Raw genomic sequence first — 14,265 nt, forward strand, 5'->3', positions numbered from 1 at the left:
AACGCTCCTCATGCGGATGCGGCGGTGACGGCGTCGAGCACCCGGGCACGATGGAATCCCACCGTGCCCCAGGCGGTGGTGAGGGCGCGGATCTTCGTGATCCACAGTCCGAGGTCGTACTCCTCGGTGTAGCCGATCGCCCCGTGCGTCTGGAGCGCGGTGCGGGAGGCGCGGTAGGCCGCCGCCGACGCTGCGGCCTTGGCCGCCGACACGTCACGGGAGGCGTCGGCGCCGTCGTCGCCGAGCGCGACGGCCGCGCCGTACACGAGCGGGCGGGCGAAGTCGAGGGCCACCCGGACGTCGGCCAGGGCGTGCTTGACCGCCTGGTACTCGCCGATGGCCCGGCCGAACTGCCAACGTGACCTGGCGTACTCCACCGAGGTGGCCAGCACGTGCTCTCCGGCACCGAGCAACTGGGCCGAGCAGGCCAAGGTGGCGGCGTCGAACGCCCGCCCGACCTGGACAGGATCCACGGAGCCCAGAGGCTCCCCTGGACGCGCCTCGAACAGCCTGCGGGACCGGTCGACGGAGGTGCGCGGCTCTCCGGCCTGCGCCGCGCGGAGCGTCGTGCCGTCGACGAGCAGCACGTGGTCGGCCACGTCGGCGTCGAGGGCGAACGGGGTCATGGGCGGCGCGGCGGCGGTCACGATGGCGCTCCCGCTCGCCACCTCGTCCAGCGACGGCCCGCCGCCCGCGGCCGTGAGCAGGGCGGGGGCCAGCACCGCCGACTCGATGTACGGACCGGGCGCCAGGTGGCGCCCCAGGGCCTCGAATGCGACCACCATGTCGGCGGGCTCGGCCGCCAGGCCGCCGTGGGATTCGGGCACGCACAGCGCGGTGACCCCCAGGTCGGCCAGCCGCTTCCACAGCTCCAGGCCCGTGGCGGCGTCGCCGTCGGCCCAGCTCCGCGACACGGCGGGCACCTGCGCGTCGCCGAGCAGGTCGTCCAGCGCCTGCGCGAAGCCCCGCTGCTCGTTGCTCAGGGCGAACCTCATCGGTTTCCTCTCGGCAGGCCGAGCAGCCGCTCGGCCACGATGTTCCGCTGGATCTCATTGGTGCCCGCGTAGATGGGGCCGGAGAGCGAGAAGAGATAACCGTCCATCCACGCGCCGCCGGCGGCCGCGCCCGCGTCCCGCAGCTCGGCCTCGGGACCGAGCAGGTCCAGGGCCGTCTCGTGCAGCCGCACGTCCAGCTCCGACCAGAAGATCTTGTTGACGCTGCCGTCCGCGCCGACGCTGCCGCCCTCGGCGAGCCGGGTGACGGTGCCGAACGTGTAGAGGCGGTAGGCCTGGGCGGCGATCCAGGCGTCGGCGACGCGCTCGCCCAGGGCAGGCGACCCGTCGCCGCGTTCCCGCCACAGATCCAGAAGCTGGTCCGCCGCCGCGCAGAAACGGCCGGGAGAACGCAGGGACAGTCCGCGCTCGTTGCCCGCGGTGCTCATCGCCACCCGCCAGCCGTCGCCGGGCGCCCCGAGGACGTCGGAGTCCGGCACGAAGACGTCCTCGAAGAGGATCTCCGCGAACCCCGGATGCCCGTCGAGCTTGTGGATCGGGCGGACGGTGACGCCGTCGGCGTCCAGCGGGAACAGGAAGTACGTCAGCCCCCGGTGCCGCTCGGCCGACGGGTCGGACCGGAACAGCCCGAACCCCCGGTGCGCGAACGCGGCCCTTGAGCTCCAGGTCTTCTGGCCGTTGAGGATCCAGCCGCCACAGGTGTCGTCGCGGACGGCGGTGCTGCGCAACGCCGCCAGGTCGCTGCCGGCCTCGGGCTCGGACCAGGCCTGCGCCCAGATCTCGGTGCCGTCGGCCATGGGGCGCAGATACCGTTCCTTCTGCTCGTCGGTGCCGTACTCGAAGAGGATCGGCGCGAGCAGCGAGATGCCGTTCTGTGCCACGCGGGCCGGTGCACCCGCCCGGTAGTACTCCTCCTCGAACAGGACCCACTCCAGCAGCGAGGCGTCCCGGCCGAGGTAGTCGGCCGGCCACGACACGACCGACCACCGGTCCGCCGCCAGGGTCGCCTCCCACTCACGGTGCGCCTCGAAGCCCTCGGCCGTGTCCATGTTCGGCAGGGGCGTCCTCGGAACGTGCTCGTGCAGCCAGGCGCGGGCCTCGTCCCGGAACGCCCGGGCGCGGTCGTCCAGGTCGAGGTTCATCGGGCGTTCTCCGGCCGCGCCGACGAGTCGCGCATGCTGCGGGCGTCCATCCCGGCCAGCGAGTCGACGCCCACCTCGGCGTTGTGCGCGTGTGCGGCGTGGTGCAGGCCGAACACCGAGTCCATCCCGGCCCGCATGCCCTGCAGGTCCTCGGCCTGGTTGATCGCCTTCTTGGTCAGCGCCAGCCCGAAGCTCGGCATCTGGCTGATCCGCTCGGCGATCGCCAGGGTCGCCTGCTCCAGCTCCTGGTGGGGCACCACGTGGTTGACCATGCCGAGCTCATGGGCGCGGCGCGCCGGGACGCGGTCGCCGGTGTAGAGGAACTCCCGAGCGGCCCGCGGGTTCATCACCCACGGGTGGGCGAAGTACTCGACCCCGGGGATCCCCATCCGCACCACGGGGTCGGCGAAGAACGCGTCCTCGGAGGCCACGATGAAGTCGCAGGACCAGGCCAGCATGAGCCCGCCGGCGATGCACGCCCCCTGCACCATGGCGATCATGGGCTTGGGGATCTCCCGCCACCGGCGGCACATGCCCAGGTAGACCTCGGCCTCGCGGGCCAGCCGCCGGTCCACGCCCTGCTTGCGGGTGTGGTCCCACCAGATCACGGCCTTGCGCTCGAACGACTCGTCGATGTCGCGGCCGGGGCTGCCGATGTCGTGACCGGCGCAGAAGTGCTTCCCGTTCCCGGCCAGCACGATCACCTTCACCTCGTCGTCGTCGACCGCGCGGGTGAACGCGGCGTCGAGGGCGTAGGTGACCTTGGAGTTCTGTGCGTTGCGGTACTCGGGCCGGTTGAGGGTCACGAACGCGACCGTGCCGCGCCGCTCGTAGGTGACCACCTGCTCCTCGGCGGAGGTCTCCGCGCTGCTCATCATCTTCTCCCGCTGATCGTCCGGTGAGCGGTCAACGGTCTTGCGCCGACTCACCTAACAAATGTTTGATTTGCTATCGTGCAGCGCGCGACGGACCGTCGCAACCCCTGTTCATCGGACACGCACGGCGGAGGACGGATGTGGACCTGACGTACTCGGCGGCCGACGAGGCGTTCCGGCTCGAGGTCCGGGACTGGCTCGCCGCGCACCTGTCCGGCGACTTCGCCGAGCTGCGCGGGCTGGGCGGTCCCGGCCGGGAGAACCAGGCCTTCGACGAGCGGCTGGAGTGGGACCGATACCTCGGTGCCCACGGCTGGACCTGCCTCGGCTGGCCGACCGAACACGGCGGACGCGGGTTGAGTCTGGCGCGCCAGATCATCTTCCACGAGGAGTACGCACGCGCGAACGCCCCCGCACGGGTCAACCACCTCGGCGAGGAACTGCTGGGACCGACGCTGATCGCGTTCGGCAGCCCGGAGCAGCGGCGTCGGTTCCTGCCCGAGATCGTCGCGGTCCGGGAACTGTGGTGCCAGGGGTACTCCGAGCCCGGTGCGGGCTCCGACCTGGCCTCGGTGGCGACCCGGGCACGGCTCGACGGGGATGAGTGGATCATCGACGGCCAGAAGGTGTGGACGTCGCTGGCGCACCACGCGGACTGGTGCTTCGTCGTGGCCCGCACCGTTCCCGGCTCCCGCCGCCATGACGGCCTGTCGTACCTGCTGGTCCCCATGCGCCAGGACGGCGTCGAGGTCCGGCCCATCACCCAGCTCACCGGGACGTCGGAGTTCAACGAGGTGTACTTCGACGGCGCCCGCACCGAGGCGTCCCTCGTCGTCGGGACCCCTGGCGACGGCTGGAAGGTCGCCATGGCGACCCTCGGGTTCGAGCGCGGCATCTCCACCGTGGGACAGCAGATCGGCTTCGCCCGGGAACTCGACGCCGTGATCGACCTCGCCCGCCGCAACGGCGCCATCGACGACCCGGTGATCTGCGACCGCATCGCGCACGCCCGGATGGGCCTGGAGGCGATGCGGCTGCACGCCCTGCGCACCCTGGCGGGGGACGCCTCCACCGGGCCGGCGCAGGCCTCGGTGTCCAAGCTGGTCTGGGCCAACTGGCACCGCGGCCTTGGTGAACTGGCCATGCAGGTCGCGGGGGCGCCGTCGCTGGTCGTCCAGGCGTCGCCGTACGAGCTGGACGACCTGCAGCGCCTGTTCCTCTACAGCCGCTCCGACACCATCTACGGCGGCTCGAACGAGATCCAGCGGAACATCCTCGCCGAGCGTGTGCTCGGCCTGCCCAGGGAGGCCCGGCCGTGACCACCCCCAAGACCGAACAGCCCGCCCCTGCCTACGTTCCCGGCCACCGACTGCTGGAGGACCGCACCGTGGTCGTCACCGCCGCCGCCGGGGCCGGCATCGGCTCGGCCGCCGTCCGGCGCTGCCTGGAGGAGGGGGCCCGCGCCGTCGTCCTCGGTGACACGCACGAACGCAGGCTCGCCGAGGCGGGGAAAGCGCTCGGCGAGGAGTTCGGCACCGACCGGGTGGCCGCCGTCCTCTGCGACGTCACCGACGAGTCGCAGGTGGCGGCGCTGCTGGAGGCGGCCGAACCGTTCGGCGGGGTGGACGTCATGATCAACAACGCTGGGCTGGGCGGCACCGTGTCCCTCCTCGACATGACCGACGAGCAGTGGAACAGGGTCCTCGACATCACCCTCACCGGCACGTTCCGCTGCATCCGCGCAGTGGGCAGACGGATGGTCGAGGCGGGCCGCAAGGGCGTCATCGTCAACAACGCCTCGGTCATCGGATGGCGCGCCCAGGAGGGCCAGGCCCACTACGCCGCAGCCAAGGCGGGCGTCATGGCGCTCACCCGATCCGCCGCCATGGACCTGGCCCCGTACGGAATCCGGGTGAACGCCGTCTCGCCGAGCCTGGCCATGCACCCGTTCCTGGCCAAGGTCACCACGGCGGAGTTCCTGGCGGAACTGAAGGCCGGGGAGGCGTTCGGGCGGGCCGCCGAACCGTGGGAGGTCGCCAACGTCATGGTCTTCCTGGCCAGCGACTACTCCTCCTACCTCACCGGCGAGGTCGTGTCGGTGAGCAGCCAGCACCCCTGATCCGCGAAGGAGACTCCACATGGCCGAGGCCTACATCATCGAGGCGGCCCGCACGCCCGTCGGCCGCCGGGGCGGCGCGCTCGCCGGCATCCACTCCGCGGACCTGGGCGCCCACGTCATCTCCGCCCTCGTCGACCGCAGCGGCATCGACCCGGGCCGGGTCGATGACGTGATCTTCGGCTGCACCGACACCGTCGGCTCGCAGGCCGGCGACATCGCCCGTACCGCCTGGCTGGTGGCCGGGATGCCCGACCATGTGCCCGGCGTGACCGTCGACCGGCAGTGCGGATCGGCCCAGCAGGCGGTGCACTTCGCCGCGCAGGGCGTGCTGTCCGGCACCGCCGACCTCATCGTCGCCGGCGGAGTACAGAACATGTCGGCGATCCCGATCTCGACCGCGATGGCGGTGGGAGAGCAGTTCGGCTTCACCACCCCGTTCGCCGAGTCGCCGGGATGGCTCGCCCGCTACGGGGACCAGGAGGTCTCCCAGTTCCGGGCCGCCGAGATGATCGCCGACAAGTGGGACATCTCCCGGGAGGAGATGGAGGAGTTCGCGCTCCGCAGCCACCGCCGGGCCATCACGGCGACCGACGAGGGCAGGTTCGCCAAGGAGATCACGCCGATCGGCGGCATCTCCGCCGACGAGGGGCCACGCCGCGACACCAGCCTGGAGAAGATGGCCGCACTCCAGCCGCTCCGCGAGGGCGGACGGCTCACCGCGGCCCTCGCCAGCCAGATCAGCGACGGCGCGGCCGCGCTGCTGGTCGCCTCCGAACGGGCCGTCGCCGACCTCGGCCTGACGCCCCGCGCCCGGATCCACCACATCTCGGTGCGCGGCGACGACCCGGTGTGGATGCTGACCGGCCCGATCCCGGCGACACAGCACGCCCTCGAGCGGACCGGCATGTCGATCGACGACTTCGACCTCATCGAGGTGAACGAGGCGTTCGCGTCGGTCGTGCTCGCCTGGGCCAAGGAGACCGGAGCCGACCTGGACCGGGTCAACGTCAACGGCGGCGGGATCGCCCTGGGCCACCCCATCGGGGCCACCGGGGCCCGGCTGATGACGACGATGCTGCACGAACTGGAACGCCGCGGCGGACGCTACGCCCTCCAGACCATGTGCGAAGGCGGCGGCCAGGCCAACGTCACCGTCATCGAACGCCTCTGACCACCATCCGCACATGCCGAGACAGGAGAGACCATGAACGACACCGGCCGTCAGATGCACCTCGCGGTCTTCGCACAGGGGCTGGGCGCGGCACAGTCGGTGTGGCGGTCCCCGCGAACGGAACCCGACAAGGTCCACACCCTCGGCCACTGGGCGCGGGTCGCCCAGGTGGCCGAGGAGGGCAAACTCGACGCGGTGTTCATCGCCGACGCCCTCAACCTGAGCACGTCGATCGGCTCCGACGCCACCGAACGACCCGACCCCATCGCCGTCCTGTCCGCGCTGTCGGCGGTGACCTCGCGCATCGGGCTGGTGGGGACCAGCTCCACGACGTACAACCAGCCGTTCACCGTGGCCCGTCAGTTCGCCACCCTCGACCACCTGAGCGGCGGCCGGGCCGGCTGGAACATCGTCACCACCGCGATCGCCGCGGCGGCCGGCAACTACGGCTCCGCCGAACTGCCCGAGCACGAGGCCCGCTACGAGCGGGCCGAGGAGTTCGTGGAAGTGGTCACCCGGCTGTGGGACGGCTGGCAGGAGGACGCGATCGTGCTGGACCGGGAGGCCGGTGTGTACGCCGACCTCGCCCGGATTCGGCGGCTCGACCACGAGGGCGGGCATTTCACCGTCCGCGGTCCGCTGACCATCCCCCGGCCGCCGCAGGGATGGCCGCTGCTGGTGCAGGCCGGATCCTCACCGACCGGCATGAACCTGGCAGCCCGGTTCGCCGACATGGTGTTCACCACGCAGTTCGACATCAAGGACGCCAGGGCGTTCGTCGACCGGATGCGGGAACTGGTGACCGCCAAGGGACGCGACCCGTTCGCGGTCGCCGTCATGCCGGGCGTCACCCCGATCGTCGGCCGGACCGTTCAGGAGGCCCGGGACCTGGCCCGGGAGCTCGGAGACCTGGTGCGCCCGGAGGCGACGCTGGCCTTCATGCAGCAGATGTTCGGCGGGATCGACTTCACCGTCTACGACCTCGACGAGCCGTTCCCCGACGTCCGCGACCTCCTGCCGCCGCATGCCAGCGTCTCCCGGCCCCGGCTGTTCATGGCGATGGCCGAGGAGGAGGGGCTGACGCTGCGCCAGGTGGCGCAGCGGATCGGGCTCAGCACCGGCCACCGCTCCATCGTCGGGACCCCGGACCAGATCGCCGATGAACTGGCCACCTGGTTCACCGAGGAGGCCGCGGACGGCTTCAACCTGATGCCCGCCGACCTGCCCAGAGGACTGGAGGACTTCGTGGAGGAGGTCGTCCCGCGACTGCAGGACCGAGGACTGTTCCGCAAGGAGTACACGGGGAGCACCCTGCGCGAGCACCTCGGCGCTCCGGCGCCCGAGCCCGTTCACGGGAACGGCCCGTCCATGGCGGAGTCCAAGTGACCGGCCCGGCGGAGTCGTTCGACGCACGGCGGTTCCGCGAGGTCCTCGGCCACTATCCGACCGGAGTCGTCGTCATCACCGCGATCTCCGAGAGCGGGGCGCCGGTCGGGATGGTGGTCGGCTCGTTCACCTCCGTGTCGCTGGATCCGCCGCTGGTGGCCTTCCTGCCGAGCCGGACGTCCAACAGCTTCGCGCAACTGCGCACCGCCTCCTCGTTCTGCGTCAATGTGCTCGCCGCCGACCAGGAACAGGTCTGCCGGCAGTTCGCCGCCAAGACCGGCGACAAGTTCGCCGGCGTGGCCTGGCGGGCCGCCCCGTCGGGTGCACCCGTGCTGGAGGAGGCGGTCGCCTGGATCGACTGCGACTTCGACGACGTCCACGAGGCCGGTGACCACTTCATCGTGCTCGGCCGGGTCCGCGATCTGGGGATTCTGAACCCGACGCCTCCACTGCTGTTCTTCCAGGGCGGGTACGGCGCGTTCTCGCCGGGGGCGCTCGTCGCGCCCTACGAGGGCGACCTGCTGAACCACATCCGGCTGGCGGACGCCGCCCGGGAGCACATGGAGCGGATCTCGGCCGAGCTGGAACTGGAGTGCTACGCCCAGGGCATCGTGGCGGACGAGCTCGTCATCGTCGCCGGTTCGGGAACGCAGCGGAGCACGGTGCGCGGGCACATCGGCCGCAGGATGCCGTTCGCCCCGCCGTACGGGGCGTTGTTCGTCGCAGGCCGTGGTCAGGAGGCGGTCGACGCCTGGCTGTCGCGGCGCAACCTGCCGCTGACCGACGAGGACCGCGACCACTACCGGGGGATGCTCCAGCGGGTGGCGGACCGTCGATGGTCCATCGCGCTGCGGGCTCCCGAGCACGACGAGGTCTGGGACGAGATCGACCAGTTCTCCACAGCGCCCCGTACCCCCGGGTTGGAACGCCGCATGGGCGCGTTGCTGGAACGGCTGAAGGGCCACTACGAGCCCCAGGAGCTGGCCGGCGACGAACTCCACGACGTGCGGCTGCTGGGCGCCCCGGTCTACGGCCCGGACGGCAGCGTGGTGCAGGTCCTGGCCCTGTTCGGAATGCCCCCGCAGGCGGGCGTCGAGCAGATCGCCGCATGGCGGGACCGTCTGGCCCAGGCCGCCGACGCGGTCACCGCGGCGATCGGCGGTCGGGCACCGGACGCCCGCCGGCCATGAACGATCGGCCCGCGACAGGCGGGTCCATGCTTGATGAGGGAGATGGTCGCCATGACCAGGGAACACGCGGTCGTCACCGGAGGCAGCAGCGGCATCGGCCTGGCGGTCGTACGGCGTCTGATGAAGCGGGGCCTGGCCGTGACGGTGCTGGACATGCAGCCGCCGCCGGACGACGGGCCGCAGGCGTTCCAGGTCGACGTGACCCGTGAACCGGACGTTCGGGCGGCCCTGGCCGAGGCCGCGCGGACGGCGGGAACACCGACACGGTTGGTGACCTGTCACGGCATCCGCGGTGAGTTCAAACCGGCCCTGGAGCTGAATCTGGACGCCTATCGGCGGGTGCTCGACGTTCACCTGGTCGGGACGCTGGTCACCGCGCGGTCGCTCGTCGCCGGGCTGCTGGCGGACGATGCCACCAACGGCGGGTCCATCGTGACGATCTCCTCGACGACGGCCTACGGGGGATGGGCCAACCAGGCCGACTACGGTGTCGCCAAGGCCGCCGTCGAGCAGCTCACCCAGAACCTGGCGATCGAGTGGGCCCCCCTCGGCGTCCGGGTCAACGCGGTCGCCCCGGGACACACCCTGACCCCGATGGTCCAGGAGATGGTCGATCAGGGGTACGACCTGTCGGCGACCGAGGCGCGGATGCCGCTGGGCCGGCTGTGCACCCCGGACGAGATGGCCGCCGCGATCGAGTTCCTGCTGCTCGACGCCACGTTCTCGACGGGTGTGCGGATGCCGGTGGACGGCGGGTGGACGGCGGTGGGCAAGTGATCGGCCACGGCGCGACCCGCCGGATCGGGGATCTGGAGGTCTCCGCGATCGGGCTGGGGGCGATGACCCTGACCCAGGTGCCCGGCTACGACGCCGAACGCGGCGTCCGGACCGTGCACGCCGCCCTGGACGCGGGCGTCACCCTGATCGACACCGCCGACGTGTACGGCCCGGCGGGCGGCGACTACGGCGTGAACGAGCTCGCGGTCGCCGAGGCGCTGCGGCGCTACCCCGGCTCTACCGAGCGCGTCGTGGTGGCCACCAAGGGAGGCCACGTGCGGTTCTTCGACACCGACACGTGGTCGATCGACGGCCGGCCCGAGTATCTGCGCCGCGCCTGCGAGGCGTCCCTGCGCCGGCTCGGCTTGGAGACCCTTCCGCTGTACCTGCACCATCGCCCCGACCCCAAGATCCCCTATGCGGAGAGCATGGGCGGGCTGAAGGAGTTGTACGACAAGGGGCTCGTGCAGCGAGTGGGCATCTCCAACGTGAGCGTGGAGCAGGTCAGGCTGGCCCACGAGATCCTCGGTCCGGCCCTGGTGGCGGTCGAGAACGAGTACTCGCCCCGCGCCAGGGACGGCGAGCCCGTCATTGAGCTGTGCGAAGACCTCGGCCTGGCCTTCCTGTCCTGGGGGCCGTTGGGTGGTATGCGCGGGGCCAAGGACCTGGGATCGGCGTTCGGGGCCTTCGGCGACGTGGCGGCCGCCCGCGGGGTGAGCCCCCAGCGGATCGCCCTGGCCTGGCAGATGCACAGGTCCCCGGCGATCATCCCGATCCCGGGCGCGAGCCGGCCCGAGTCCATCCTCGACTCGCTGGCCGCCACCGACCTCGACCTCACACCCGAAGAACTCCAACGGCTGGACCGGACGCCCCGGTCCGCATGACGACTCCGCCCCATCCCCCGGAGACGAAGGAGAGACAGTTGTCCACAGTCCAGGAGCACCCCGACGAGGCGGTGGACGTGGTCGTCGTCGGTTCCGGCGGAGCCGCCCTGGCGGCCGCCTACACTGCTGCGGCCGGCGGGCTGCGCACCCTCGTGCTGGAGAAGACGGAGTTCTTCGGCGGCACCAGCGCCTACTCGGGGGCCTGCATCTGGCTTCCGGGCAACCAGGCCCTGCACCGTGCGGGGCGGACCGACAGCGCCGAACTTGGGATGACCTACTTCAGGGCCGTCGTCGGGGACCGCACGCCCGCCGCCCTGCAGGAGGCCTATCTGTCCACCGGCCCCGAGCTGGTGGAGTTCCTCGAGTGCGATCCCGTACTGCAGTTCAAGCACATGCCGTTCCCGGACTACTTCGAGGCACCCGGCCGGCTGGAGAACGGGCGGGGCATCTTCCCCACCCCGCTGCCGGCCGCCGACCTCGGAGCCAGGCTCATGCAGCTCCGCCCGCCCATCGCGCCCGACCAGTACGGCGTCGTGCAGGACCGCGAAGTCCTCACCGGCGGCCAGGCACTCATCGGTCGGTTCCTGCTCGCCCTCGACGCGACGGGCAGAGCGGACCTGCGCACCGGTGCGCGGATGCGGTCGCTGATCGTCGAGGACGGACGGGTGACCGGCGTCGTCGCCGAGACGGGTGGAACGGCCACGCGCATCCGGGCCGAACGCGGGGTAGTGCTCGCCGCGGGCGGATTCGAATGCGACGACGAACTGCGCGCACTCCACCACGACCTACCCGGCGGGCAGTGGACCTCGGCCGCACCCGGCTCGAACACCGGGGACGCCCTCGCGGCGGTGCAAGCCGTCGGCGCGGCGGTGGATCTGATGGACGAGGCGTGGTGGTGCCCGGCGACGCTGTTCCCGAACGGGCGTGCCGCGTTCACGCTCGGCCTACGGGGCGGGATCCTGGTCAACGCAGCGGGTGAGCGGTTCGCCAACGAGTCCCTGCCCTACGATCGGATGGGCCACGAGATCCGCCGCGGCCACGCCACCGGCGTCTCCCACATCCCGGCCTGGTTCGTGTTCGACGACAGGTTCGACAACATCCCGGCGATCTGCCAGCCGGTGCCGGACCCGGCGGCATTCCGCGAGGCGGGCCTGTGGCGCACCGCCGGTACCCTGGCGGAACTCGCCGACCTGATCAAGGTCTCCGCGGACGCGCTGGAACGCACCGTCGAACGGTTCAACGGTTTCGTGGAATCCGGGGCGGACGCCGACTTCCACCGGGGAGAGGACCCGTTCGACCGCTTCTTCGCCGCCGGCGACGGACCGAACCCGTGCCTGATCCCCATCGACCGCGGCCCGTTCCACGCCGTCCAGATCGTGCTCGGCGACCTCGGCACCAAGGGCGGCGCGCGGATCGACGTCGACGCCCGGGTGCTGGACGAGTCGGGGACCCCGATCCCCGGCCTGTACGCGGCGGGCAACTCGGCCGCCTCCGTAGCGGGGCACGTCTATCCGGGCCCCGGTACCCCCCTCGGCTCGGGCATGGTCTTCGGCTACCGGGCCGCCAGGCACCTGCTGCCCCGATAACGGATACCGGACCATCGTGACCAGGGAGGAACGCGAGTGAACACGACGAGGACGGCTCCGGTGCCCGCGTCACAGGTTCGCGACTGGGCGGCCGAGACCGACGTGATCGTCGTGGGTTTCGGATGCGCCGGTGCGAGTGCCTCGATCGAGGCGGCCAGAGCAGGAGCCGAGGTGCTGGTCGTGGACGCCGCGGGCGGCTGGGGCGGGGCCTCGGCCATGTCCGGCGGCGAGATCTACCTCGGCGGAGGGACCCCCGTCCAGAAGGCCTGCGGCATCCAGGACACCCCGGAGGCGATGTACGACTTCCTCAAGCTCGCCACCGGACCGGGTCCCCACGAGGACAAGCTCGCCCTTTACTGCGAGGGGAGCCTGGAACACTTCGACTGGCTCGTCGGCTGTGGTGTTCCGTTCAAGTCCGGATTGTGGACGGAGCCGTGCTGGGAGGCCCCGACCGGTTACGGGCTGATGTACACCGGAGGCGAGAACGCCCACCCGTTCGCCGATCTGGTGCCCCCCGCACCGCGCGGCCACATCGTGCACATGGAGGACAAGAGGCCGGGGGAGCGGTCGGCGGGATGGATGCTGATGAGTCATCTGGTCTCGACCGCGGAGCGGTCCGGGGTCATGGTCCGCTACGGCACCCGGACCGAGCGGCTGGTGGTCGACGGCGACCGCGTCGTCGGAGTCGGAGCCGTCACGTTCGGCGAGCGGGTCTTCCTACGGGCCCGGCGCGGGGTCGTTCTCGCAGCCGGCGGCTTCGGGGCGAATCCGGTGATGCTCGCCCAGCACTCGCCGCGGCTGCTCGGCAACTGGCTGGTCGGCACCGACCACGATGACGGCGGCGCCATTCGGATGGGCCAGGCGGTCGGCGCGGCGGTCCGGCACATGGAGGCCGCACAGGCCGCCTTCCCCGCCGATCCCGCGCTGCTCTTCAGGTCCCTGCTCCTGGACGTGCACGGGCGCCGGTTCATCAACGAGGACACCTATCCCGGGCGTGTGGGGCAGGCCGCGTTGTTCCAACAGAACCGCAAGGTGTTCATTCTCTACGACGAGGCGATCAACGAGGAACTGCAGCGAACCGGCGGCCGCGCGGCCGACCCGACCTGGGTGTCGGACGATCTCGCCGAGCTCGAGAGGCGAATGAGGATCGCCCCGGGCGTGCTGGCCGGCACCGTCGAGATGTACAACGCGAACGCCGAGAAGGGCGAGGATCCGCTGTTCCACAAGTCGGCACGATGGCTCAGGCCGATCACCCCGCCGTACGGAGTGCTGGACCTGAGGGACGCGGCATTCGGGATCTTCACCCTCGGCGGCCTGCACACCTCGCCACAGGGGGAGGCCCTCGACATCGACGGCGCTCCGGTACCCGGACTGTTCGCCGCCGGCCGGACGACCAGCGGCATCCCCTCGTGGGGCTACTGCAGCGGTACGTCGCTGGGCGACGGCACCTTCTTCGGCCGCTGCGCCGGCCGGTCCGCGGCGGCCCGCTGACGGCGATCGCGATCGCCGTCTCCGGCAAGCTCCGGCGAGCATTCGCCCATGCCCGCTCAGCGGCATGGCATCTCGTGGACGTGGAGCATGGCAGGGTCGTCTGCGAGCTGCACCGACAGCCGCTCAGTCTTGTCGTGACACCGGGCAGCAGGCGAGGGGCGGGCGCAGAGAACGGACACGAGGAAACGGCATCCGTACTGGCGGGTGCCGTCTCCTCGTATCCATGAGAGCTGGTCGGATCGGCTGAGTCCGCCGACTCGGGCGGTGTTACTTCTCGGGCGGGGTGAACGCGGCCAGCGGCTCGGAGCCGGACCAGTCGTGGCCCCAGTAGCTGTCGGCGGTGATTTCTTCGGCGGTGTAGTAGGTCTCGTCGACGAGCATGCCGTCGGTGCCGTACTCGATGTCCCAGCCGCCGGGGGCGCGCACGTAGAAGGAGATCATCTTGTCGTTGGTGTGGCGGCCCAGTGTGGAGGAGATGGAAAAGCCCAGCCGGGTGACGTTGTCCAGCGCGCGGCCGACTGCGTCGAGGGTGTCGACCTCGACCATCAGGTGGACCAGGCCGGGGTCGCCGTCGTGCGGGGCGGGGACGACGGCCAGGCTGTGGTGGCGCTGGTTGACGCCCATGAAGCGG

At 71.3% G+C, this 14,265-nt stretch carries 13 protein-coding genes; 9 read left to right on the top strand and 4 right to left on the bottom strand.

Annotated features, from left to right (window positions below; all coding sequences use genetic code 11):
• Positions 1 to 8: 8 nt before the first annotated feature.
• The 3 genes from C4U03_RS38250 to C4U03_RS38260 are packed head-to-tail and all read right to left on the bottom strand — an operon-like array spanning position 9 to position 3,084.
• A complete protein-coding gene (locus C4U03_RS38250; protein ID WP_103944691.1) occupies positions 9 to 995 on the bottom strand; it encodes an acyl-CoA dehydrogenase family protein in 987 nt (328 codons plus the stop codon).
• Positions 992 to 2,155 carry an acyl-CoA dehydrogenase family protein gene (locus C4U03_RS38255; protein ID WP_103944692.1) on the bottom strand — a complete coding sequence of 388 codons (1,164 nt, stop codon included), beginning with the start codon at positions 2,153 to 2,155 and terminating at the stop codon, positions 992 to 994. Before C4U03_RS38255 ends, C4U03_RS38250 begins: the two co-directional genes overlap by 4 nt.
• Positions 2,152 to 3,084, bottom strand: a complete 933-nt coding sequence (locus C4U03_RS38260; RefSeq protein WP_235018381.1) for an enoyl-CoA hydratase — start codon at positions 3,082 to 3,084, stop codon at positions 2,152 to 2,154. The genes C4U03_RS38255 and C4U03_RS38260 overlap by 4 nt, the downstream gene beginning before the upstream one ends.
• Positions 3,085 to 3,170: 86 nt before the next feature.
• Here C4U03_RS38260 and C4U03_RS38265 point away from each other — a divergent pair, with 86 nt between their 5' ends.
• Genes C4U03_RS38265 through C4U03_RS38305 form a run of 9 tightly spaced genes read left to right on the top strand, consistent with a single transcriptional unit; the run spans position 3,171 to position 13,634 of the window.
• Positions 3,171 to 4,349 carry an acyl-CoA dehydrogenase family protein gene (locus tag C4U03_RS38265; RefSeq protein WP_103944694.1) on the top strand — a complete coding sequence of 393 codons (1,179 nt, stop codon included), beginning with the start codon at positions 3,171 to 3,173 and terminating at the stop codon, positions 4,347 to 4,349.
• Positions 4,346 to 5,149 carry an SDR family oxidoreductase gene (locus C4U03_RS38270; RefSeq protein WP_103944695.1) on the top strand — a complete coding sequence of 268 codons (804 nt, stop codon included), beginning with the start codon at positions 4,346 to 4,348 and terminating at the stop codon, positions 5,147 to 5,149. The genes C4U03_RS38265 and C4U03_RS38270 overlap by 4 nt, the downstream gene beginning before the upstream one ends.
• A 19-nt stretch (positions 5,150 to 5,168) precedes the next feature.
• The gene (locus C4U03_RS38275) at positions 5,169 to 6,320 is read left to right on the top strand and encodes an acetyl-CoA C-acetyltransferase (RefSeq protein ID WP_103944696.1); all 1,152 of its coding nucleotides are present in this window, start codon (positions 5,169 to 5,171) and stop codon (positions 6,318 to 6,320) included.
• A gap of 33 nt (positions 6,321 to 6,353) precedes the next feature.
• Positions 6,354 to 7,706: an LLM class flavin-dependent oxidoreductase gene (locus C4U03_RS38280; protein WP_103944697.1), complete on the top strand. Its 1,353-nt coding sequence runs from the start codon at positions 6,354 to 6,356 to the stop codon at positions 7,704 to 7,706.
• Entirely contained in the window at positions 7,703 to 8,896 is a 1,194-nt protein-coding gene (locus tag C4U03_RS38285) for a flavin reductase (protein ID WP_103944698.1), read from the top strand. The genes C4U03_RS38280 and C4U03_RS38285 overlap by 4 nt, the downstream gene beginning before the upstream one ends.
• Before the next feature lie 51 nt (positions 8,897 to 8,947).
• Complete coding sequence (locus C4U03_RS38290) at positions 8,948 to 9,673, top strand: SDR family NAD(P)-dependent oxidoreductase (RefSeq protein ID WP_103944705.1); 726 nt, start codon at positions 8,948 to 8,950, stop codon at positions 9,671 to 9,673.
• Positions 9,652 to 10,557: an aldo/keto reductase gene (locus C4U03_RS38295; RefSeq protein WP_235018382.1), complete on the top strand. Its 906-nt coding sequence runs from the start codon at positions 9,652 to 9,654 to the stop codon at positions 10,555 to 10,557. Before C4U03_RS38290 ends, C4U03_RS38295 begins: the two co-directional genes overlap by 22 nt.
• A gap of 38 nt (positions 10,558 to 10,595) precedes the next feature.
• Positions 10,596 to 12,143: an FAD-dependent oxidoreductase gene (locus tag C4U03_RS38300; RefSeq protein ID WP_235018383.1), complete on the top strand. Its 1,548-nt coding sequence runs from the start codon at positions 10,596 to 10,598 to the stop codon at positions 12,141 to 12,143.
• 36 nt (positions 12,144 to 12,179) lie between these two features.
• Positions 12,180 to 13,634: an FAD-dependent oxidoreductase gene (locus C4U03_RS38305; RefSeq protein ID WP_103944700.1), complete on the top strand. Its 1,455-nt coding sequence runs from the start codon at positions 12,180 to 12,182 to the stop codon at positions 13,632 to 13,634.
• Between the two features lie 267 nt (positions 13,635 to 13,901).
• Here the strand turns inward: C4U03_RS38305 and C4U03_RS38310 are convergent.
• Positions 13,902 to 14,265: VOC family protein (locus C4U03_RS38310; protein WP_200827760.1), on the bottom strand; the 364-nt coding region annotated here is incomplete at its 5' end.

This window comes from Thermomonospora echinospora (assembly GCF_900108175.1).
GTDB classification, from domain to species: Bacteria; Actinomycetota; Actinomycetes; order Streptosporangiales; family Streptosporangiaceae; genus Thermomonospora; species Thermomonospora echinospora.